The 21,497-nt window shown below is 63.4% G+C and carries 23 protein-coding genes; 13 read left to right on the plus strand and 10 right to left on the minus strand.

Translation table 11 applies throughout. The features are described from left to right. The first annotated feature begins 59 nt into the window (after positions 1–59). From ACZ5ZH_RS01975 to ACZ5ZH_RS02000, 6 genes are all read left to right on the plus strand, one after another. A complete protein-coding gene (locus tag ACZ5ZH_RS01975) occupies positions 60–920 on the plus strand; it encodes a UDP-2,3-diacylglucosamine diphosphatase (RefSeq protein WP_464772010.1) in 861 nt (286 codons plus the stop codon). Beyond that, positions 920–1,948, plus strand: a complete 1,029-nt coding sequence (locus tag ACZ5ZH_RS01980) for a glycosyltransferase family 4 protein (protein ID WP_464772011.1) — start codon at positions 920–922, stop codon at positions 1,946–1,948. The genes ACZ5ZH_RS01975 and ACZ5ZH_RS01980 overlap by 1 nt, the downstream gene beginning before the upstream one ends. A gap of 114 nt (positions 1,949–2,062) precedes the next feature. Next, on the plus strand, positions 2,063–2,746 hold the full coding sequence (locus ACZ5ZH_RS01985) for a DUF1013 domain-containing protein (RefSeq protein WP_460988174.1): 684 nt from the start codon (positions 2,063–2,065) through the stop codon (positions 2,744–2,746). A 63-nt stretch (positions 2,747–2,809) separates the two neighbouring features. After that, a complete protein-coding gene (locus tag ACZ5ZH_RS01990; RefSeq protein ID WP_464772012.1) occupies positions 2,810–4,516 on the plus strand; it encodes a long-chain-fatty-acid--CoA ligase in 1,707 nt (568 codons plus the stop codon). Positions 4,517–4,558: 42 nt separating this feature from the next. Next, positions 4,559–5,092, plus strand: a complete 534-nt coding sequence (gene msrA, locus ACZ5ZH_RS01995; protein ID WP_464772013.1) for a peptide-methionine (S)-S-oxide reductase MsrA — start codon at positions 4,559–4,561, stop codon at positions 5,090–5,092. 210 nt (positions 5,093–5,302) lie between these two features. After that, the gene (locus ACZ5ZH_RS02000; protein WP_464772014.1) at positions 5,303–5,569 is read left to right on the plus strand and encodes a hypothetical protein; all 267 of its coding nucleotides are present in this window, start codon (positions 5,303–5,305) and stop codon (positions 5,567–5,569) included. A 285-nt stretch (positions 5,570–5,854) separates the two neighbouring features. Here ACZ5ZH_RS02000 and ACZ5ZH_RS02005 read toward each other — a convergent pair whose 3' ends face one another. Then, positions 5,855–6,811, minus strand: a complete 957-nt coding sequence (locus ACZ5ZH_RS02005) for an L-threonylcarbamoyladenylate synthase (RefSeq protein ID WP_464772015.1) — start codon at positions 6,809–6,811, stop codon at positions 5,855–5,857. 108 nt (positions 6,812–6,919) lie between these two features. On the opposite strand from ACZ5ZH_RS02005, the gene ACZ5ZH_RS02010 reads away from it, so the two are divergent. Further along, positions 6,920–7,738 carry an ATP-binding protein gene (locus ACZ5ZH_RS02010; RefSeq protein WP_464772016.1) on the plus strand — a complete coding sequence of 273 codons (819 nt, stop codon included), beginning with the start codon at positions 6,920–6,922 and terminating at the stop codon, positions 7,736–7,738. A gap of 217 nt (positions 7,739–7,955) precedes the next feature. Here the strand turns inward: ACZ5ZH_RS02010 and ACZ5ZH_RS02015 are convergent, their stop codons facing one another. Further along, the gene (locus tag ACZ5ZH_RS02015; protein WP_464772017.1) at positions 7,956–9,284 is read right to left on the minus strand and encodes a PQQ-dependent sugar dehydrogenase; all 1,329 of its coding nucleotides are present in this window, start codon (positions 9,282–9,284) and stop codon (positions 7,956–7,958) included. Between the two features lie 44 nt (positions 9,285–9,328). After that, positions 9,329–9,499 carry a hypothetical protein gene (locus ACZ5ZH_RS02020; protein ID WP_449471494.1) on the minus strand — a complete coding sequence of 57 codons (171 nt, stop codon included), beginning with the start codon at positions 9,497–9,499 and terminating at the stop codon, positions 9,329–9,331. A gap of 241 nt (positions 9,500–9,740) precedes the next feature. Here ACZ5ZH_RS02020 and ACZ5ZH_RS02025 point away from each other — a divergent pair, with 241 nt between their 5' ends. Further along, positions 9,741–9,950, plus strand: coding sequence for a hypothetical protein (locus ACZ5ZH_RS02025; RefSeq protein WP_196225688.1), 210 nt, complete (start codon positions 9,741–9,743; stop codon positions 9,948–9,950). Positions 9,951–10,122: 172 nt separating this feature from the next. Here the strand turns inward: ACZ5ZH_RS02025 and argC are convergent, their stop codons facing one another. The 4 genes from argC to ACZ5ZH_RS02045 are packed head-to-tail and all read right to left on the minus strand — an operon-like array spanning position 10,123 to position 13,797. Further along, entirely contained in the window at positions 10,123–11,067 is a 945-nt protein-coding gene (gene argC, locus ACZ5ZH_RS02030; protein WP_460987662.1) for an N-acetyl-gamma-glutamyl-phosphate reductase, read from the minus strand. Next, a complete protein-coding gene (locus ACZ5ZH_RS02035; RefSeq protein WP_449471497.1) occupies positions 11,064–11,972 on the minus strand; it encodes a C40 family peptidase in 909 nt (302 codons plus the stop codon). The genes argC and ACZ5ZH_RS02035 overlap by 4 nt, the downstream gene beginning before the upstream one ends. After that, the gene (locus ACZ5ZH_RS02040) at positions 11,932–12,339 is read right to left on the minus strand and encodes a MarR family winged helix-turn-helix transcriptional regulator (RefSeq protein WP_196225691.1); all 408 of its coding nucleotides are present in this window, start codon (positions 12,337–12,339) and stop codon (positions 11,932–11,934) included. Before ACZ5ZH_RS02040 ends, ACZ5ZH_RS02035 begins: the two co-directional genes overlap by 41 nt. Before the next feature lie 54 nt (positions 12,340–12,393). Further along, positions 12,394–13,797, minus strand: coding sequence for a leucyl aminopeptidase family protein (locus ACZ5ZH_RS02045; protein WP_464772018.1), 1,404 nt, complete (start codon positions 13,795–13,797; stop codon positions 12,394–12,396). A gap of 141 nt (positions 13,798–13,938) precedes the next feature. Between ACZ5ZH_RS02045 and ACZ5ZH_RS02050 the strand changes: the two genes are divergently transcribed. Continuing rightward, positions 13,939–14,142, plus strand: coding sequence for a hypothetical protein (locus ACZ5ZH_RS02050; protein ID WP_464772019.1), 204 nt, complete (start codon positions 13,939–13,941; stop codon positions 14,140–14,142). After that, positions 14,142–14,990: a DUF4163 domain-containing protein gene (locus ACZ5ZH_RS02055; protein WP_464772574.1), complete on the plus strand. Its 849-nt coding sequence runs from the start codon at positions 14,142–14,144 to the stop codon at positions 14,988–14,990. Before ACZ5ZH_RS02050 ends, ACZ5ZH_RS02055 begins: the two co-directional genes overlap by 1 nt. A 175-nt stretch (positions 14,991–15,165) precedes the next feature. Here ACZ5ZH_RS02055 and rimO read toward each other — a convergent pair whose 3' ends face one another. The 3 genes from rimO to serS all read right to left on the minus strand — a co-directional run bounded on the left by rimO (position 15,166) and on the right by serS (position 19,084). Next, positions 15,166–16,548, minus strand: a complete 1,383-nt coding sequence (gene rimO / locus ACZ5ZH_RS02060) for a 30S ribosomal protein S12 methylthiotransferase RimO (RefSeq protein ID WP_464772020.1) — start codon at positions 16,546–16,548, stop codon at positions 15,166–15,168. 38 nt (positions 16,549–16,586) lie between these two features. Continuing rightward, positions 16,587–17,645: a potassium channel family protein gene (locus ACZ5ZH_RS02065; protein ID WP_464772021.1), complete on the minus strand. Its 1,059-nt coding sequence runs from the start codon at positions 17,643–17,645 to the stop codon at positions 16,587–16,589. A 161-nt stretch (positions 17,646–17,806) separates the two neighbouring features. Further along, positions 17,807–19,084 carry a serine--tRNA ligase gene (gene serS / locus ACZ5ZH_RS02070; RefSeq protein WP_464772022.1) on the minus strand — a complete coding sequence of 426 codons (1,278 nt, stop codon included), beginning with the start codon at positions 19,082–19,084 and terminating at the stop codon, positions 17,807–17,809. Between the two features lie 90 nt (positions 19,085–19,174). Here serS and ACZ5ZH_RS02075 point away from each other — a divergent pair, with 90 nt between their 5' ends. The 3 genes from ACZ5ZH_RS02075 to dksA all read left to right on the plus strand — a co-directional run bounded on the left by ACZ5ZH_RS02075 (position 19,175) and on the right by dksA (position 21,473). Beyond that, entirely contained in the window at positions 19,175–19,612 is a 438-nt protein-coding gene (locus ACZ5ZH_RS02075) for a host attachment family protein (RefSeq protein WP_460987669.1), read from the plus strand. A gap of 156 nt (positions 19,613–19,768) precedes the next feature. Continuing rightward, entirely contained in the window at positions 19,769–20,443 is a 675-nt protein-coding gene (locus tag ACZ5ZH_RS02080; protein ID WP_449471507.1) for a hypothetical protein, read from the plus strand. A gap of 565 nt (positions 20,444–21,008) precedes the next feature. After that, a complete protein-coding gene (dksA, locus tag ACZ5ZH_RS02085) occupies positions 21,009–21,473 on the plus strand; it encodes an RNA polymerase-binding protein DksA (RefSeq protein WP_196225699.1) in 465 nt (154 codons plus the stop codon). Positions 21,474–21,497: the final 24 nt, after the last annotated feature.

Genomic DNA, 21,497 nt, shown 5'->3' on the forward strand with positions numbered 1-21,497 from the left:
TTGTAACATTGCGCCGCTAAGGATTCGGTCCCGAGGACAATAGCTCCAGGGGTTGCATCATGAATGCCATCACACGCCTGCCTTTCCTGGCGGACATGCTCGAAGGCGCTCAACATTTCGACACGCCGGAACAGGGCGGCAAGCGTCGCCGTTACCGCACGGTCTGGGTTTCGGACATCCATCTCGGCACGCGCGGCTGCAATGCGAAGCTGCTGATCGATTTTCTCGACAGCGTCGATAGCGAGACCATGTATCTGGTCGGCGACATCATTGACGGCTGGCGGCTCAAAAGGCGCTTCTACTGGCCCGCCGCGCATAATGACGTGGTCTGGCGCATCATGAAGCGTGCCAAGCGCGGCACTCGCGTCGTCTATATCCCCGGCAATCATGATGAGATGTTCCGCCAGTTCACGGGCCTCAGCTTCGGTGGGGTCGAGATCAGGCGCAAGGCGATCCATGAGACTGCGGACGGCCGCAAGCTCCTTGTCCTGCACGGCGATGAGTTCGACACGATCATGCTGGCCCATCGCTGGCTCGCCTTCGTGGGCGACGCCGCCTACGGCTTGCTGATGCGCCTCAACGTCGTGGTGAACGCGGTGCGCCAGCGCATGGGTCTGCCCTATTGGTCGCTCAGCAAAATGGCCAAGCACAAGGTCAAGAACGCCGTCGAGTTCATCTCCCGATTTGAAGAAGTGGTTTCGCATGAGGCGGGTGCACGCGGCGTCGATGGCGTAGTCTGCGGACACATCCACAATGCCGAAATGCGTGAGATCGGCGGCATCCAATATTATAATGACGGCGATTGGGTTGAGGGATGCACCGCGCTTGTCGAACATTTCGACGGCCGTATGGAGGTGCTGCATTGGGCTGATGAAGTCGCGGCACGCGCCGTGGGCGATCAGGTGAGGATAGCCGCCTGATGCGCATCGTGATCGTGACCGACGCCTGGTCGCCTCAAGTGAATGGCGTCGTCCGAACGCTCCAGACCATTCAGGCGGAGCTGGAGGCGCGGGGACATGCCGTCAAGGTCATTTCGCCCGATCTCTATGGCTCCTTCCCCTGTCCGACCTATCCCGAAATCCGCCTGGCCTTCGTGCGATCGGGCGTGGTGGGTGATGCGATCGCGGCCTTTGAACCGGATGCCGTCCATCTTGCGACGGAAGGGCCGCTCTGTCTTGCCGCGCGGCGCTGGTGCCTGCGGGGCGGGGTGCCATTCACCACTGCTTATCACACGCATTTTCCCGACTATGTCTCGCGCCGGACAGGACTGCCGGCGCGCTGGTTCTGGTCCTACATTCGCTGGTTTCATGGCCCGGCGCGGGCGGTGCTGGTCTCCACCCGATCGGTGCGGCAGCAACTGCGCGCCCATGGATTGGCGCAGGTGCGGCCATGGGGCAGGGGAGTGGACCTCTCCGCCTTCACAGCCGAGGCAACGCCGCCAGCGATATTCGCCAATCTCCCGCGCCCGATCCAGCTCTATGTCGGCCGGGTCGCCATCGAGAAGAATCTCGAGGCTTTCCTTGCCAGTGATCACCCCGGCAGCAAGGTGGTCGTCGGCGATGGCCCAGCACGGGCGCAGCTGGAACGCGCCTATCCGGACGCGCATTTCCTCGGCCCGCTCTTCGGTCAGGAACTGGCGGGCGCCTATGCGGGCGCCGATGTGTTCGTCTTCCCCAGCCGCACCGACACATTCGGCCTCGTCATGATCGAGGCGCTGGCATGCGGCGCCCCCGTCGCCGCTTATCCGGTCAGCGGGCCGGTGGACATCGTGACGCCCGAAACCGGCGCGCTATCCGAACGGCTGGAGGACGCCATCGCCGCTGCGTTGCGCTGCGACAGGGCCGCCTGCGCCGCCCATGGCCGCAGCTTCAGCTGGGAACGCAGCGCCGACGAATTCCTGACCGGCCTTCACTGCATCGATCCCGTCGTCAGAGACAGCGCGGCCTGACGCTTTTCCTTGCTCCACCGGGTTTCTTGCACTATCTCAGGACGGGCGTGGCCGCCCTGCTTGGGCGGCCCTTGTTGTTTTTAGTGCCGGAGAATCCTCGTGTCCCAGCCTCTCATGCCCCATGCAACCGCCAGCTGGCTGGTCGACAATACCGCGCTCAGCTTTGACCAGATCGCGGAATTTTGCGGGCTGCATATCCTGGAAGTGCAGGCGATCGCCGATGACACGGCGGGCACCAAATATACCGGCCGCGACCCCGTCCGCGCGCATGAAATCACGATGGAGGAAATCCACAAGGGTGAGTCCAACCCCGATTATCGCCTCAAGATGCTGAAAGGCCCCGAGCCTGTCCGCCGGACCAAGGGCCCGCGCTACACGCCGGTGTCCAAGCGTCAGGACAAGCCCGATGGCATCGCCTGGATCCTGCGCAACCATCCGGAAATCTCGGACGGCGCGATCGGCAAGCTGATTGGCACCACCCGCACCACCATCGCCGCCATCCGCGACCGCACGCACTGGAACATCTCCAACATCGTGCCCAAGGATCCGGTGACCCTCGGCCTCTGCTCGCAGCGGGAACTGGACGCGCTGGTGACGAAGGCTGCGAAGAAGCTCGGCATCGAAGCCCCGACGGACTCCCGCCTGGACGGCGATCGCGAAGCACTGATCGAGGAATTGCGCCGCGAGCGCGACGACGCTGCCCGCCGGGCCGAGCAAGCGTTGAAGAGCGAGGCGGAGCTGATCTCGGGCGTTGCCACGATCCTCGACCCGTTCAGCAACAATCAGGGCCAGGTCTGATTCTGCCCTGACGCCCCTGCTTTACGCTTGCGTAAAGCAGGGGCCTGACATACATCTCCGTTAATGGAGAGCATCGAGACGGTCTGGAAAGACCATTATAATCATCCTTTCCCTTGGGATCAGTCCTTCCCTCCCATGTCGATGGTGGACATGGTCTTGGACAGTGCGACGGCCAATCCCGATGCCGTGATGATCGACTTCCTCGGCCGCAAGACGACCTATGGCGACATGCTTCGTGTCATCCGCCGGGTCGCGAAGGGGCTTCAGGATCTGGGCGTGCGCAAGGGTGACCGGGTAGGCCTCTACCTCCCCAACGTCCCCCATTATGTCGCGGCCTATTATGGAGCGATGATGGCGGGTGCGACCGTCGTCAATTTCTCCCCCCTCTACACCGCCGCCGAGCTGGAACATCAGGTCGAGGACAGCGGCACCAAGATTCTCTTCACCCTATCGGCCAAAGCGTTGCTGCCCACCGCGCAGGAAGTGCTGGACAATAGCAGCCTCGAACGGCTGATCGTCGGCTGCGTCGCGGAGGTGCTGCCACCCGCGAAATCGCTGCTGTTCCGCATATTCAAGCGTAAGGAAACCGCGCCGGTCCCGCATGACCCGCGCATCACTAACTATGCCGACCTGCTGCGCCACGGCGAAGACCCCGCGCCAGTTGCCATCGATCCGGTCAACGACGTCGCCCTGCTGCAATATACCGGCGGCACCACCGGGCGGCCAAAGGGCGCAATGCTCACCCATCAAAATCTGACAGCCAATGCCCGTCAGATACGCCTCATCGATCCGCATCCCGAAGCCATCGACCGCATCCTCGCGGTCCTGCCCTTCTTCCATGTCTTCGCCAACACCTGCGTCCTTAACCGTACGGTCCTCAACGGCGGCGAAATGGTGATGCTGCCCCGGTTCGAAGCCGTACAGGTACTCGCCGCCATTCAGCGAACCAGCCCCACGTCAATGCCCGGCGTCCCGACCATGTTCCAGGCGCTGCTCGATCATCCGGCGACGCCGAACATCGATTTCTCCTCGCTGCGCCTGTGCATTTCGGGCGGCGCGCCCCTGCCGCTGGAACTCAAGAAACGGTTCGAAGCCGCCACCGGCGCAAAACTGTGCGAAGGCTACGGCCTTACCGAAAGCAGCCCGGTCGTCTGCTCCAACCCCTATGAAGGACTGAACAAGCCCGGCACCGTGGGTCAACCCGTCCCCGGAACGCGCGTCAAGCTCGTGGATCGGGAGGACCCGACGCGGCCTCCGCCACCCGGCGAACCGGGCGAGCTCGTCTTTGCCGGTCCGCAGATCATGAAGGGCTATTGGCAACGTCCCGATGCTGACAAGGAAGTCTTCGTCGACGGCTGGCTGCGCACCGGCGACGTGGGCCTGATTGACGCCGATGGCTATGTGAAGATCGTCGACCGGCTGAAGGACATGATCGCGGTCGGCGGCTTCAAAGTCTTCCCCAGCCAGGTGGAAGAGGTTCTCTACCATCACCCCGACGTGAAAGAGGCGCTCGTTATCGGCATCCCCGACCCCTATCGCGGCGAGTCCCCCAAAGCGTTCGTCACGCTTCAGGAAGGCGCGAAGACGGACGGCGAGTCGCTGAAGGCATGGCTTAATCCCCAACTCGGAAAGCATGAAAAAGTCTGTGAGGTCGAGGTTCGTTTGAACCTTCCCAAGACGCTGGTCGGCAAACTGTCGCGCAAGGAACTGGTCGCCGAAGAACGCGCCAAGGCGGAGGCAGCCGTGGGGCAGGCTGGAACGGCCGCCTGAACATAACTATCTTGTGCCCCACATAGGATAAGGAACAGGCGAATGGCCGAACAAATCGCGACGCTGGCAGGTGGCTGCTTCTGGTGCACCGAGGCGGTGTATCAAAATCTGAAAGGCGTTCGGTCGGTCGAAAGCGGCTATCTCGGCGGTCAGTTGCCCAATCCCAGCTATGAGCAGGTCTGCTCCGGCGCGACCGGCCATGCCGAGGCGATCCGCATCGCCTATGATCCGGAAGTCATTTCCTATGGCGACCTGCTCGACATCTTCTTCGCGACGCATGATCCGACGACGCTCAACCGGCAGGGCAACGACATCGGCACCCAATATCGCTCCGCCATTTTCCCCCATTCGCCGGAGCAGGAAGCGGAAGCCAAAGCCGCCATCGCCCGCGCGCAACTGGATCATGGCAACCCGATCGTCACCACGATCGAACCGGACGCCCCCTGGTATCCCGCCGAGGATTACCACCAGAAATATTGGGACCGCGTCGGCGACCGTAACCCCTATTGCATGGCGGTCATCCCGCCCAAGCTCGCCAAACTGCGCAAGGGATTTGCGGAGCGGATCGAGGGCTGATCCCATCCTCTCCTCCGTTCGCCCTGAGCCTGTCGAAGGGCTTCTCTTCTTTTTTAAGGGAAAGAGGCTTCGACAAGCTCAGCCCGAACGGGGAGGGGGTGGCCTTCAAACACTAGAAACCTCACACCTCCCCCCAACCCACCAATACCGCTTAGGCTAAGGTTAATCCTGACCATGCCAAGCACGCCAGCAGTTCACAGGGGAATATCAATGCGCCCATTCGCGACAATTGCCGCCGCCGGAATAATGCTGGCCCTCCCGGGCTGCATCGCAAAGACGGCGCTGGACGTAGCCACCCTGCCGGTGCGCGCCGGATCGCAGGCCGCAGATTGGGCCACCACCAGCCAGGAAGAATCCGACCGCAACTATGGCCGCCGCATGCGCAAGCAGGAGGCCAGGGAAGCGCGCGACCGCAAGAAAGCCGAAGAACAGCGCCGCCGCGAATGCAAACGGGCTGGCTATCGGGATTGCGATTGAGGAAGCGCGGTACTCCGCTGCCCTTGTATCAACACCCTAAGTTCCGTTCGCCCTGAGCTTGTCGAAGGGCTTCTCTTCTTTCTTTAAGAAGTAAGGGGCTTCGACAAGCTCAGCCCGAACGGGTTAAGTGATTCAGATTAAAGGCACTCGGCTCTAGATACTCAGCCATAATGATTTCGCGCAGAGGCGCACAATTCGCAGAGATTGGAGAACGGGCCAAATGGCCCCAGAAAAATCTCTGCGCTCTCTGCGCCTCTGCGCTAACCCAAACTCCAGCTTCGCGAATTAAGCCGCCGCCCGTCGCAGCCGGTCATTGATCGCCACTCCAATCCCCACATCCGGGATCGGCGCCACCGCAATATGCGTCGCCGCGCTCGCATCCGCGACATGCAGCGCCGCGAACAGGTTAGCCGCGGCCTCCTGCACATCGGCATCCGGGCTCAAATTGATATTGCACGGCATCAGGCCAAAGCCGATCAGATATTCGTCCTTCTCCGCCCGCAGCGCGTTCAGTCGCACCGGCTTGGATGGTGCATAATGGCTTTCCAACTGACCCGGCGCCTCGATCTTCGCATCGGCCGCGCCCGTCACGACCGGAAGGCCCGTCGCCTGCTCCAGCATCGCCGCCGTTACCGGACCCGGCCGCAACAGTCGGATACGGTCACCCTCAGGCGCGACGATCGTCGACTCCAGCCCCTCGCTTGTCGGCCCCTCATCCAGGATCAGCCGCACCTTGCCATTCAGGCTGGCGAGCACATGCTCGGCCCGTGTAGGGCTGATGGCCCCGCTGCGATTGGCCGATGGCGCGGCGAGTGGTCGCCCGCTTTCCCGGATCAGCGCGCGCATCGCCGGGTGGGCGGGCAGGCGCAGGGCGACCGTCGGCAAGCCCGCCGTCACCAGCGATGACAGGCCGCTGTCTTCGCGCACCGGCAGCACCATGGTCAGCGCGCCCGGCCAAAATCGCGCCGCCAGCTTGTCCGCCACGGGCGAAAAGACCGCCAGCCGCTCTGCCATCTCCTTGTCCGAAATATGCACGATCAGCGGGTTGAAGCTCGGCCGCCCCTTGGCGCTGTAGATCGCCGCGACCGCGCTTTCGTCCGTCGCGTCGGCGGCCAGCCCATAGACCGTTTCTGTCGGCACCGCGACCGGCTCGCCCGCGCGGATCAGCAGCGCGGCCTCGCGCAGGGCTTCGGCGCCATAGCGGCTGATCCGGGTGGAATAGGCAGGATTTGGGATGGTCACGGCCCCGCGATATAAGCTCCAGCGCCGCAGAGTAAAAGTCCATTACGACAGAAGAATGACAGGGCCACGCGGCTTGCGGGGGCGGGGGAGGCGGATTAAGCCCGGCGCATGAACAAGGAAACTCTCAGCCGCATTGCCGAAGCGCTGGAACGGATCGCGCCGCCACCGGCCATTTCCGCCGACCTCGCCGCCGCGCCCGCTTATGTCTGGGACGGCGCCGCGATTCAGGCCGTGGATGCCTTCATTCCGGTAAATTACGACCTTCTGACCGGCATCGACGCGCAAAAGGCAACGTTGCTCGAAAACACCCGCCGCCACGCCGCAGGGCACGCTGCGCATGACGCGCTGCTCTGGGGCGCGCGCGGAACGGGCAAGTCCGCGGTCGTCGCCGCCGTAATCGACCGGCTCCAGCGGGAGGGCGCTGACATCGCGTTGCTGCAATGCGCGATCGATGAACTGAACAGCCTGCCGCGCCTCTTCTCCATTTTGCGCACCACGCAGCGCCCCTTCATCCTTTTCCTCGACGATCTCGGGTTCGACGAAAATGGCGTCGGTGACGCGCGCGCGCTGCGCTCATTGCTTCAGGGCGGCACGGCGGCACGGCCCGCCAATGTGCGCCTCTATGTGACGTCGAACCGCCGCCACATCGTCCCGCGCCACCTGTCGGAGCAGGATGATCCCGTCAATCCGCGTGACGTGATCGATGACAAGATGGCGCTGTCCGACCGCTTCGGCCTCAGCCTCGGCTTCCACGCCATCGACCAGCAGGCCTATGTCGACATCGTCACCGGCTATGCGAACAGCCTCGGCCTCAGCTTCGACCCGCTCGAAGCCATCCAATGGGCAACCCAGCGCGGCAGCCGTTCAGGCCGCGTCGCCTGGCAATATGTGGTTGAACTGGCAGGCCGCAACGGCCGTTCGCTCTGATCCTTTGTTTGCCGCGATTTCGACCAGCACTCGGTTCCGAGCGCTTGGAAATCGCTCATGAGCATGATCATGTTAGAGTTGTCGTCACCCCGGACTTGATCCGGGGTCCCGCTTTTTATCTTACGCCGCCCAGCCAGCGGGACCCCGGGTCAAGCCCGGGGTGACGGAAAAGGAGCTTTGATGCGGATGCGCCCGCGTAATGCGATCACGCTCTCAATCACTTCGCGCCAGTCACCCGCCAGATCACGCCGCCGACATCGTCGCTGACCAGCAGCGCGCCCTTCGCGTCGCCTGCCACATCGACAGGCCGCCCCCGCGCGTCGCCCTTCGCATCCAGAAAGCCGGTCAGCACATCGACAGGCTTGGCCTTGCCCACCTCGCCATTCGCCTCGAAGGGCACGAACACCACCTTGTAACCGGCGGCAGGCTTGCGGTTCCAGCTGCCATGCAGTCCGACAAAGGCGCCGTTCGCGAACGCCCCGCCGATCTTCACCTTGTCGGCAAAGGCCAGCCCCAGCGGCGCGACATGATTGCCCAGCGCATAGTCCGGCCGCTTGGTATATTCGCGCACTTCGGGCCGTTGCGGCTGCACGCGGCGGTCCTCATAACCGCCCCAATAATTCCACGGCCAGCCGTAGAAGCCGCCAAACTCCACCCGCGTCAGATAATCAGGCACCAGGTCGCTGCCCAGCATGTCGCGCTCATTGACGACGCCCCACAGCGTCCCGCTATTGGGTTCGAAAGCCAGCCCCACCGGATTGCGCAGCCCCGAAGCGTAAATGCGATAATCGCCGGTCCTGGGATTGACCTCCAGCACCGCCGCGCGGTTCGCCTCGCCATCCAGGCCGTCTTCCGCGATATTGCTGTTCGACCCGACACCGACATAGAGCAGCCCCGTGGGGCCAGCCGTCAGGCTCTTGGTCCAGTGCATGTTGGGCGCGTTCGCGGGCAGGTTCAGGATCTTGCGCCCCTTGGCGGTGATCCGCGTCTCGCCCTCCTTATAGGGGAAAGCCATCAGCGCGTCGGTATTGGCGACGTAGAGCGTGCCATCGATCAGCGCCATGCCATAGGGCGAGTTAAGCCCGGTCAGGAATGCCGTCTTCACCTCCGCGCGCCCGTCGCCATCCGCATCGCGCAGCAAGGTGATGCGATTGGCCGAAGGAACGCCCGCACCGGCCTTGTCCATCAGATAGCTCATCACCCGATCGACGATTCCACCGGCGGGGCGGGGCGGGCTGTTCGTCTCAGCCACCAATATGTCGCCATTGGGCAGAACCAGCATCGATCGCGGATGTGCCAGCCCCTCGGCAAAGCGCGCGACGGCAAGGCCTTTCGCCGCCACCGGCTTCTCGCCCGCCGTCCAGACCTTCACTTCGGCCACGTTGATGGTAGGGATCAGCTCGCTACGGGGCGCAGTGAAAACCGGCTCTTTCCCCACATCCTCACCCGCCGCCAACTGCGCCGTATTCCCTTGCGCCAGATAGAAAATGACGCCCCCGGCGATCAGCAGGAGGATAAGGGTGATGGCGATCAGATGCTTCTTCATGTCGCCTGTCTATGCTGCGAATTCTCGCGCGGCAAGGCGCCCCGTCAGCCCCGTTCGCGCAACCACAGCAGCAGCGCGATTATGCCCCCCAGCGCCGCGCCGGTCAGCAGGCCCGCGCTCGGCTGCCCCATCATGCCGCCGATGATCGCGCCGCCCAGGATTAGCAGCGCGATGATGGCGCCCGCGCCGGTCGGATTCTTCTTGCCATTGGTCATCGGCACCGCCCTTGCCACGGCCCGCCCGCCAAGGCCAGAGCCTTTGCGGATCGCCCCGTCGCGGGACGGCGCAGTCCCGTCGGGAGACAGCCCAGTCCCGTTGCAGGACGACTGTACCGCAACGGGACTTGCCTAACGCGCCATTCACCCTCGAAAGCCGCCCCCATCCGTGGAAGCGGGAAACTGGCACGGCAATTGAACCCTTGGTTTCCATCGCGGCGAGAAATTTTCGGGGGTTCACATGCAGTTGCCATATCTTTCCGACCGCAAAAGCTATGACGACGCGGCGGAGCTGATGGCGGCCTTCGGTGACAATGCGGGCTATGAAGCCGCCGCGCGCGCCGACCGCAGCCGCGACCTCGGCAACTATATCCATTTCTGCCACTGGCGTCAGATCGAGCGGCTGATCGTGCTGCTTACCTACGACGCGCCACTCGGCACGGTTCATTAGAGACTGATCATCCTAGAATGATCGTCACCCCGGACTTGATCCGGGGTCCCGCTTCTTATCTGAAACCGCCCAGGCAGCGGGACCCCGGGTCAAGCCCGGGGTGACGGAAAAGGAGCCTAGATGCGGATGCTTGGGTGCAAGACGATGCGCTTAAACTATCAGCGAGCGCGCCCTAAAGCCGCAACCCAGCCGTTTCGGGCAACCCGGCCAATATATTGAGATTCTGCACCGCAGCCCCGGCCGCGCCCTTGCCCAGATTGTCGAGCGCCGCCACCAGCCGCACCTGACCCGCATCCTCATTGCCGAACACGAACAGCGCCAGCCGATCCGTCGCGCCGACATGCTCGATCGCGACCTGACCCATCGCCGCGCTGTCCTCCAGCGAAGCAACGCTCACGATCGGCGATCCCGCATAGGCATCAGCCAGCGCCGCATGAATGTCCGCAACCTTCGGCGCATCCGCCATCGCGCGCAACTGCAACGGCACTTCGACGATCATGCCGCGATAGGCATTGGCCACCGCAGGCGCGAAGATCGGCGGATGCGACAGCCCCGAATAGCGCAGCATCTCCGGAATATGCTTGTGCGTCATGCTGAGCCCATAGGGCCGGAAAGCGCTCGGCGCGCCGCCTTCGCCCTCAAACTCGGCGATCATCGCCTTGCCGCCGCCGGAATAGCCCGACGCGCCGGACACCGTCACCGGCCAGTCGGCAGGCAGCAACCCGCCCAGCACCAGCGGCCGCACCAGCGCCAGGAAGCCGGTGGGCCAGCAGCCGGGATTGGACACGAACCGCGCGTTCGCCAGCTTTTCCCGATGCCCCGGTTCCAGCTCGGCAAAGCCATAGGTCCAACCGTCCGCAACCCGATGCGCGGTCGACGCATCGATCACGCGCGTCCGGTCATTGTCGATCAACGCCACCGCTTCCCGCGCGGCATCGTCGGGCAGGCACAGGATGACGATATCGGCGGCGTTCAACGCCTCCCGCCGCGCCGCTGCATCCTTCCGCTTGTCCTCGTCCAACGTGATGAAGGACAGCTCGGGTCGCCCCGCCAACCGCTCGACAATCTCCAGCCCCGTGGTGCCGACGCCGCCGTCGATGAAAATCTTGTGGGTCACGCGCCGATCCTCCGCCGCGAAATTATCGGTTCCGCATGGTCAGCCGTCAGCCGGGCGACCACGTCCGCCAATGGTTCGACTACCACGGCCATCCAATGGGCATTGGCATGCAGCAGATTTTCGCCGTCCGTCATGATGCCGACATGGCCGGGGAAAAAGACGAAGTCGCCGCGCTTCAACGGCTCGTCGGAGGGCAGGGGGTTGCCGATGCCTTCCCGCTGCAAGTCCGTATCGCGCGGCGCCTTGATCCCGCACTGACCCAGCGCGACCTGCACAAGTCCCGAACAGTCGATGCCGCGATGGCCCCGTCCGCCCCACACATAGGGCTGGCCAAGGTAGCGCAGCGCCACGGCGACCCAATCGCTTTCCGTCGCATCGGCGCTGACGGCATGCCGCTCATGGACATATCCTTCGGCACAAGCCACGAATCCGTCCGCCGCCTGTCCGGTGAACAGCGCGCCGCCCGGCCAGTAATCGCGAATGGGCGACTTGATGTCGGCCGCGCTGAATAGTGGCGCGGTGCCAGCAAAAATCCGGTGGTTAGTCTCTTCATGCGTGTCCAGCGCCTCGCGCCGCACATAGCCGACATAGCCGTCATGCCCGCAAAAGCCCCAGGCCCAGTCCGTGGTCATGTCCAGCGCATGGAAGCTTTCGCCGCGCAGCAATTCGCTGACGGCCGTAGATGTGACGGCGGGCGAGGACAGCAGCGGCGTCCCCGCCGCAACGCAGGTCAGTTCAATCGAACGGGCATAATGCGCGGAAAACAGCACCCCTGCCAGCGACAGGTCAGCCAGGTCTCCGCGTGCGGCGTGGATGCGGCTGTCCAGCTTGACGGAGCGGCCGTCTAGTTTGAACCGGATACGTTCAGGCGGTGCGTTCCGCGGAGTTGAAGTCGTGGCGTTCATCGCGGCCGGTTCCTGCGATGAAATGGTGAAACGCGTCAAGGAATTCCGCCCCTTTGGGGGTCCTGGTGATGAAAATATTACGCCGATCGGCCGCATCCCGCTCCCGGCGAAGATATCCGAGCGCCGAAAGCTTGTTCAGCGCGCGGGTAATCACCGGCTTCGATACATGCAGCGCCTCGGCGAGTCCCCGCACCGTATGCGGCCCCGCGCTGATGTAAACGGTCATCATCAACGCCATTTGCCGGTTGGTAAGGTCGGGCCTGCCGGATCGCACATAATCGACCAGCGTGCGCATCCATTGGGCAAGTTGTTTCAGACCTGGGCGGTTCAGCTCAGTCGTCTGTTCCTGTGCAGAAGCGGCATCCATGCCCCCGTAACGCACGATGCACGATCCGGTTGCGTAACGGCCCCGTACCAAAGGTCATTTCTGCCCTGATTTTTCATAACGTTGTTCCAGCATGCGGAAAACGGCGCGCAGGCCCAATGCCTCCCCACCCTTTGGCCGCCCCGGCTTTGGCGACGGCCGCCAGGCGAAGGTGTCGAGATGCAGCCACTTCGCCTTGTCCGGCACGAACCGTTTCAGAAACAGCGCGGCGGTGATCGCGCCGGCAAAGCCGCCTTCGCCCGCGTTATTGATATCGGCGATGTCCGACTTCAGCATGTCGGCATAGCCATCCCATAATGGCAGGCGCCAACTCGGGTCGTCCACTTCGCTGCCCGCTAAGTCCATTTCGGCCGCCAATGCGTCATCATTGGTGAAGAGGGCAGGGAGGTCGGGACCGACCGCCACTCGCGCCGCGCCGGTCAACGTCGCATAGTCGATGACGAGTTCGGGCTCATCCTCGCCCGCCAGCGCCAAGGCGTCGGCCAGCACCAGCCGCCCTTCCGCATCGGTATTGCCAATCTCCACCGTCAGCCCCTTGCGGCTGCGCAATATGTCGCCGGGGCGGAAGGCATTGCCCCCCACCGCATTTTCCGCCGCCGGGATCAGCAGGTGCAACTGTACCGGCAGGCGCGCGCCCATGATCAACCGGGCGAGCGCGATCGCATGGGCCGCGCCGCCCATATCCTTCTTCATCAGGCGCATGGCCGACGATGGCTTGATGTCCAGCCCGCCGCTGTCGAAACAAATGCCCTTGCCGATGATGGCGACGCGGGGATGCTTGGCATCGCCCCACCGCAATTCGATCAGGCGCGGCGCAAAGTCCTTGCCCGCTGCCCGGCCCACGGCATGGATCATCGGGAAACCCTGCTCCAGCGGGTCCCCCTTCGTCACCGTAAAGCGCGCGCCAAAGGCTTCGGCGACCTTCGCCGCTTCCTCCTCCAACTGTTGAGGCCCCATGTCGCCAGCGGGAATGTTGACGAGGTCGCGCACCAGCGCCACCGCCTCCGCCAGCCTGACCGCCGCATCGATCTGCGCCACCTCGCTGGTCAGCAGCACGCGCGGCCCTGCGCTATTTTCATCGCGGCGATAGCGGTCGAACCGATATTGCGCCGTCAGCCAGCCGAGCATGGCTGGCCCGGCCGTCCCCTCCGCCAGCCGATATTGACCCTCGGGCAATGTTTCGCCCAGCTTGGCGAGGCACCAGCTGCTGAGCTTCGCTTTGTTCGCGACCCCCGCGACCACCGACCAGTCCGACGGATCATCTCCCGGAATGATCGCATGCTCATATCCCTTGCCCGCGAACTTCTGCGCCGCAACGATCGTCCGGACGCGCTGCGGCTGCGCGGAAAGCCAGCTTTCGAAGCTTTCCGCATCGACAATCTGGATCATATGCGCGGGCTGATTGTTATCTGCTTTCAGCAGGTCGGAATAATCGGTCATGGGCAGGATTCTGGACAAGGATGAGGGGGTTGGAAAGCCCCATTTTTGCGATGTCGCCCCCTCGACCCGGCCATCCCGCGTTTGCCCCTGACCGGCAAAGGGTCTAGATTGATGTCAACGCAAACTGGCAAGGAGAGAGACATGGTAATGCATGGCGACAATGCGCGGCAGCAGGCGCTCCGTGCGCGTGCCTATCAACTCGCCGAAAGCGGGCGGTTCGATGGCGCGCATCAGGTCGAACAAGCTTTGATTGCGGAAGGCTGGCCCAACGCCGCCGCGGCTCTTCAAAGCAGCTATGCCCGCAAGGCGATCAGCGAGCGTTGTCTGGCGGCCAAGCCGCACTGATGCAGCGCTTACCGATGCGAATGAAGGCAGGGCCGGTCGCAGGACTGGCCCTCTTTCTCTGTGCCTGTTCTCCCTCGGCTGGTGATCAGGCAATGGATAATGTCGCTGACACCGGCAATGATGTCGCCACGGCCAATTTCGTCAACCGGATGGCGGGCGCGGAACAGCCAAAGCCGCCGTCCCAGCCTTTCCAACAGGCTGAAAAGACCGACCTGCTGGAATTCCTCTACGCATGGCCTGCGCAAGCGTCCGCCGTGCCGCAGATCGACGAAAAATTGCGCAAGGACATGGAAAGCGGAAAGGCCGACGCGCTCAAGATGGCGGCGGACGACCGTAAATCGGCGCAGCAGTCCGACTTTCCCTTCCACGCCCACAGTCTTGAGACCCGCTGGACCGTCGCCGCCGACACGCCGCGCTTCCTGTCGCTCCGCTCCAGCCGCTACACCTATACAGGCGGCGCGCATGGCATGACCGGCTATGACGTGCTGCTCTGGGACAAGCCGCGCAAGCGCGAAACCAGCGTCCAGGCGCTCATGACCTCCCCCGCCGCCTTCGCCGCCGCGATCCACGATTCCTTCTGCGATGGTCTCGACAAGGCCCGCGCGAAAAAGCGGGGAGGGCCGATCATGCGCGGCGACGATCCTTTCACCCAATGCATCGACCCGATGAAGGAAGTCCTCGTCCCCACCTCACGCGGCGGCAAGCTGATCGACCGGATCGTCGTCGTCGTCGGCCCGTACAGCGCCGGTCCCTATTCCGAAGGAACCTATGAAGTCCCGTTGCCCGTCGATGCCGCCATGCTGAAAACGATCAAGACCGAATATCAGGATGCGTTTGCGGGAGGCTGACGGGCTATAGCTGTTGCATAGAACACACCCCCCCCCCTTCCGTTCGCCCTGAGCTTGTCGAAGGGCTCTACTTCCTTAAGAAGGGAAGGGCTTCGACAGGCTCAGCCCGAACGGGTCAGGAGATTTAGATTAGAGCATTCTCTTCCAGGCGTAATGCTTCCTGGGCTGATTCACATTACGCCACCGGCGCGCCATAAAGATCATGCTCGTCGGCATCCTCGATCACCACGTCGAGGATGTCGCCAGCCTTCCGCCCTTCGCCCACGTCACGCAGGAAAACATTGCCGTCGATCTCCGGCGCATCAGCCTGACTCCGCGCCGTGGCGCCAATTGAGCCGTCCTCGTCAGCCTCGCCAACTTCATCGATGATCACCGGCAGCACGCGCCCGACCTTCGCTTGCAACTTGGCAGCGGAAATCGCAGCCGTCTTCTCCATGATCCGCTGGTAGCGTTCTTCCTTGACATCTTCCGGCACCGCGCCGGGCAGCTCATTCGCCGCCGCGCCCTCCACGGGCTCGAACCGGAACGCGCCCACGCGATCGAGCTGCGCCTCGTCCAACCAATCCAGCAGATACTGGAAATCAGCCTCCGTCTCGCCGGGGAAACCGACGACGAAGCTCGAACGGATCGCGATATCGGGGCAAATATCCCGCCACTTGCGGATGCGGTCCAGCACCTTCGCTTCATTGGCCGGCCGCTTCATCGCCTTCAGCACAGTGGGCGAGGCATGCTGGAACGGAATGTCGAGATAGGGCGTCAGCAGCCCCTCCGCCATCAGCGGAATGACATGATCCACATGCGGATAGGGATAGACATAGTGCAGCCTTACCCAAGGCGCGACACCTTCGCTCGTCCGCAGCTGCCCCAGCTCGCGCGCCAGGTCAGTCATATGCGCCCGCACCTCGCGGCCCTTCCAGCTGCGCGGCTCATGCCGGGTATCGACGCCATAGGCCGACGTATCCTGGCTGATCACCAGCAGTTCCTTCGTCCCGGCATGCACCAGCTTTTCCGCCTCGCGCAGCACCGCATCGATCCTGCGCGACACCAGATCGCCCCGGATCGAAGGGATGATGCAGAAGGAGCAGCGATGGTTGCACCCTTCCGAAATCTTCAAATAGCTATAATGCCGCGGCGTGAGCTTGAGGCCACCCTCGGGCACCAGATCAACGAACGCATTGGGCACCGGCGGCGAAGCGTCATGCACCGCATTCACCACCTGCTCATATTGATGCGCACCCGTAACGGCCAGCACCTGCGGGAACTTGGCGCGGATCACGTCCGCCTCGTCGCCCATGCAGCCCGTAACGATGACCCGGCCATTTTCCGCGATCGCCTCGCCTATCGCCTCCAGCGATTCCTCCTTCGCCGAATCGAGGAAGCCGCAGGTATTCACCAGCACCACGTCCGCGCCCGCATAGTCGGCGGACATCAGATAGCCGTCGGAGCGCAGCTTGGTCAGGATGCGTTCGCTGTCGACCAGGTTCTTGGGACAGCCGAGCGACACCATGCCGACCTTCGGCGCTTCAGGAATTTTGGTTGCCATGATCGGCGCGCACATAGGGATTTTTGCGCCAAATGTCACGCGGGCTCAAACGATCAGGCGAAACCGTCTGTTTCGCCAACCTCATCCCCATGAACAATCTCGATAATGAGGTCCCCCGTCTCAAGCCTTTGCGCGCCGTCTTCCCAAAAGCCGATGACCCGCTCGCCCCGATAGATGCGCACGCCCAGCCCAGTCTTGATCGCGGACAACGGCTCGCCAATCTCCTCTGCCAGCGCCCGCCGCTCATGCAGCTTCACCCGCCCGCCCGAAGCGGCCAGATCCGCCATATAATCCGCGATATGCCGCCCGCTCGTGCTCCCCGCCAGCAGCAGCCCGGCAAAGCTCACCGGATTGATCACCGTCGTCGCGCCCGCCTGCCGCGCGGGCAGTTCGTTATCCTCGTTCCGCACCACGATGCTGATCGGCAACCGGGGCGCCAGATGCCGCGCCGTCAGCGTGATCAGGATCGACGTATCGTCCCGCCCAGCCGACACGATCATCGCCCGCGCACGGCTGATCGCCACATCCTTCAATGTCTTGTCCCGCGTCGAATCGCCGCACATCACGTTGCAGCCCAGATCCTCCGCCTCCACCAGCGGCTTGTCCTGCGGATCGACCACCACGATCTCGCGCGGGTCGACACCCCGCGCCAGCAGCTCGCGCACCGCCTCGCCGCCGCTGGTGCCAAATCCGGTGACGATGATATGATTATGCAGATCGGCCTGAATGCGTGCCATGCGCCACCTGTAGAAGATGTTGCGGAAAAACAGATTATAGGCCGTCCCCAGAAAGATCAGCCATACGAACAGCCGGATCGGCGTCACCAGCAGCGCCTCGAACAGCCGCGCTTCCGGACTGACCGGCACAATATCGCCATAGCCTACCGTCGTTACCGTGACGGTCGTGAAATACAGCACGTCGACGAAACTGATCTGGTCGTCCAGATTGTCCTTCAGCCCATCGCGCCCGACCCAGTGGATCAGCAGCACCAGCGCGATCAGCCCAAAAACCAGCCCCACCCGCCAGACCAGATCGGCCCAAATCGGCATGGACGATCGCCGCCGCAGAAATCCGGTTTGCGCCAGGGGAAGGCGGGCAGGATTGATCCTCATGGGGTGCGCGTTTAGCCCTCCAAATCCCAACCCATCACCGTCATCCCAGCGACCCGTAGGGCGGCGTCCGCCAACGCTGGGATCTCAGGAGATGTCGCACAACCTCGCCCGAGACCCCAGCGTTCGCTGGGGTGACGAGATACAAGGCTAGCGCTCGACAATCACCGAGGCTCCAACCGCGTCACCCCACCCATATAAGGCGCCAACGCCTCAGGCACGATCACGCTGCCATCCTCCTGCTGGTAATTTTCCAGCACCGCCACCAGCGTCCGTCCCACGGCCAGCCCGGACCCGTTCAGCGTATGCAGGAACCGCGTCTGCTTCTCGCCCTCCGGCTTGAACCGCGCATTCATCCGCCGCGCCTGAAAATCGCCGCAGTTGGAAATGGAGCTGATCTCGCGATAGGTCTGCTGGCTCGGCAACCACACTTCCAGGTCGAATGTCTTCGCCGCCGCAAAGCCCATGTCGCCGGTACACAGCAGCACCTTGCGATAGGGCAGCCCCAGCGCCTGCAACACGCCCTCGGCCGCCGCGCACATGCGCTCATGCTCGGCCTCCGATTCTTCCGGCTTGCAGATCGCGATCAGCTCCACCTTCTCGAACTGATGCTGGCGAATGAAGCCGCGCGTGTCGCGCCCCGCCGATCCCGCCTCAGACCGGAAACAGGGGGTCAGCGCCGTCAACCGCATCGGTAGGCTCGCCACGTCGACAATCTGCTCGCGCACCAGATTGGTGAGGGAGACTTCGGCGGTGGGGATCAGCCAGCGCCCGTCCGTGGTTCGGAACAGGTCTTCGGCGAATTTCGGCAATTGCCCGGTCCCGAACAGCGCCTCGTCCCGCACCAGCAGCGGTGGGTTCACTTCCTCATAGCCATTTTCGCCCGACTGGCGATTCAGCATGAACTGCGCCAGCGCCCGGTGCAGCCGCGCCATCTGCCCACGCAGTGCCGTAAAGCGCGCGCCCGACAAAGCCGCGCCGCCCTCAAAGTCCAGCCCCAGCGCCGGGCCGAAATCGGCATGATCCTGCGGCGTGAAGCCAAATTCGCGGTGCTCGCCCCACCGGCTCACCTCGACATTGTCCGCTTCGTCGGCACCCTCGGGCACATCGGCGGCGGGCAGGTTGGGAATGGCCGACAGCAGGACGTGCAGCGTCTCGCTCACCTCCCGGTCTTCCTCCTCCCGCGCGGGCATGCTTTCCTTGAGCGCCGCGACTTCGGCCTTCAGCGTCTCGGCCTTTTCCATGTCCTTGGCCGCCATGGCCGCGCCGATCGCCTTGCTCGCTTCATTGCGGCGGGCCTGACCCTGCTGCAACTCCGTCTTGATCGCCCGGCTTCGCTCATCCAGCGCCAATATGTCCGCACTCGAAGGCGCAAAACCCCTGCGGGCAAGGCCAGCGTCGAAAGCTGCGGGATTTTCGCGGATAAAACGGATATCATGCATGGGTCCGCCCTATGCCGTTCCGCGACCAGCCGCGCAACCCTATGCGCCCCTGTCCGTTAGGGACTGCAAGTCACAGGAAAGGAGCCGGGAATGTGGATCGATCATGACGCGATGGTGCTGGTTGCCGACGGTCGCAAGATGCTGTTCTTCCGAAACAAGGGCGACCGCATGGCGCCCAATCTGGAAGCAGAAACGGTGAAGGTGCAGGAAAATCCCGCCGATCGGGATCAATCCACCGACCTGTCGGGCCGTGCGCCCTATATAATGGGCGCGCAGGCCACCATGGGCAACACCGATTATCATGAACAGGAAGAGGCGCGCTTCGCCGTGGAGGCAGCCGACCTGCTCAGGCGGCGCGCGCTCGCCAACGACTTTGAAAAACTCATCGTCGTCGCCCCGCCGACCGCGCTCGGCCACATGCGCAAACATTATCACAAGGAAGTGCAAAGCCGCCTGGTGGGCGAGATTGCCAAGGATCTCGCCAATCACCCCGTGCCAGAGATCGAGAAGATCATCGCGCAGGCCTGACGCGATCGACCGCAAAAAAAGGGGCGGCTCCCCCACGAGCCGCCCCTTCTCACGCCCCCGCGTGAAAGGCTGCATCGGCCCGTCGGTCTATCGGGCCACCTGATGCGCCATCATTCAGGCCGGGCCAAATCCCAGCCCTAAAGCCTTCAAGCCACCTTGGCCTTGCGCTCCGCAAAACGCCGCCGCGCCATCAGCGCCACCGCTCCCGCGCCGAACAGCAGGACCATCGGCGGCGCGGGCACATCATGGCCGCCACTGCTGGTGGAACCGCCCGAGCTGCTCGACGACGTGGACGAGGAAGTGCTCGATGACGTCGAACTGGACGAGGACGTGCTGGACGATGTGGAAGAGGAGGTTGAGCTGGACGTCGATGATGACGAGCTGCTCGTCACGTTGCCGCTCGACGTCGATACATTCCCGCTCGAAGTGGACACGTTGCCGCTGGAGGTAGAGACATTCCCGCTGGACGTGGACACGCCGCCCGTGGAGGTCGATACCCCGCCGGTCGAAGTCGAAACGCCGCCCGTCGTGGAGCTGGTCGAGCTGCTGATGCCCCCGGTTGAGCTGCTGGTCGATGAGATGACCACCGAGCCGCCGCTGCTGCCACCACCGCTGCCGCCGAAGAAGCCGCCGATGAACCCGCCGCCGCCAAAGCCGCCGCCGCCCGCCATCACCACAGGAACGCCGCCACCGCCCGACATGATCGGCATTTCAGCGGCAGCCAGCGGCGCGGGCAGGGGGATGGGCGCCGCATGCGTCGTCACCGACACGGTCTGCGGCGCGCAGGATACCGTCTTCACCACCTTGCGCTTGACCGGGCGAACGGCATAGCGCTTGGGCGCGGCCTTCACGCTCTTGTTGCTGTGGACCCCTGCCGGCCGGGCGGTCTCGGCGACATGGACGGCGCCTCCGCCGATGATCGCGCCACCGCATGTGCAGGCGCATAATTTGGCCAGTGCCATCCGTACCGACATAGCTATCCACTCTTGTTCGTCTTCAAGCTTCTGGCCGCGTCAGTTGCCTTCTGAGACCGGAAGCTGTTTCCTGCCCTGTAACAAGACAAGATAACCGCTAAACTTCAACGCCATTAACCTTGAATATAGGCTATAAGTTGGTGGCGAATATAGAACAGCGACAATCTTCATGGTTAACGTCTCGTTTTGATACAAAGGGAGTTAACGGCGGGGCTTGAGTTATTCTTTGTGGTCGATGCCGTCGATCGCGCGCGCAAATCGTCGGGACGTGGCACTGTCAGCCGTTGCAAATTCTCGCCGCCCGGCTCGCTCTCTTGAATGCGCGCTTGTGTCGCCCCGCGCTGCTCGTTATTAGGCGCCGTCAATCATAAGTCACGGGCTACCGGACCTTTTGAACCGGAGCCCTCGAGTCGGAGAGCCAGATGGCATCGGTCCTGAATTCCGATAAAGACGGCCATAATCCGCCGAAATCGGCTGTTACACTTCCCCCCGACTATCGTCCTTCGCCCGACGAAGAGTTCATGAATCCCCTCCAGCTTGAATATTTCCGCCAGCGGCTCTGGGACTGGAAAAAGCAGATCCTGGCTGAGGCGGAAGGCACGCTGGCCGTGCTGCAAAATGAACCCCTGCGGGAACCCGATCTCAACGACCGCGCGTCGAGCGAGACGGACTGGTCGATCGAACTGCGCACCCGCGACCGCCAGCGCAAGCTCATTTCCAAGATCGACGCTGCGCTCCGCCGCATCGACGATGGCGAATATGGCTATTGCGAAGTGACCGGCGAACCCATTTCGCTCGGCCGCCTCGAAGCCCGCCCGATCGCGACCATGACTGTCGAGGCGCAGGAGCGTCATGAGCGGCAGGAAAAGGTCTCGCGGGACGATTGATTAACGCTTTATCCACCGGTCGCT

It is taken from the genome of Sphingobium sp. TomMM7A, from assembly GCF_055397305.1.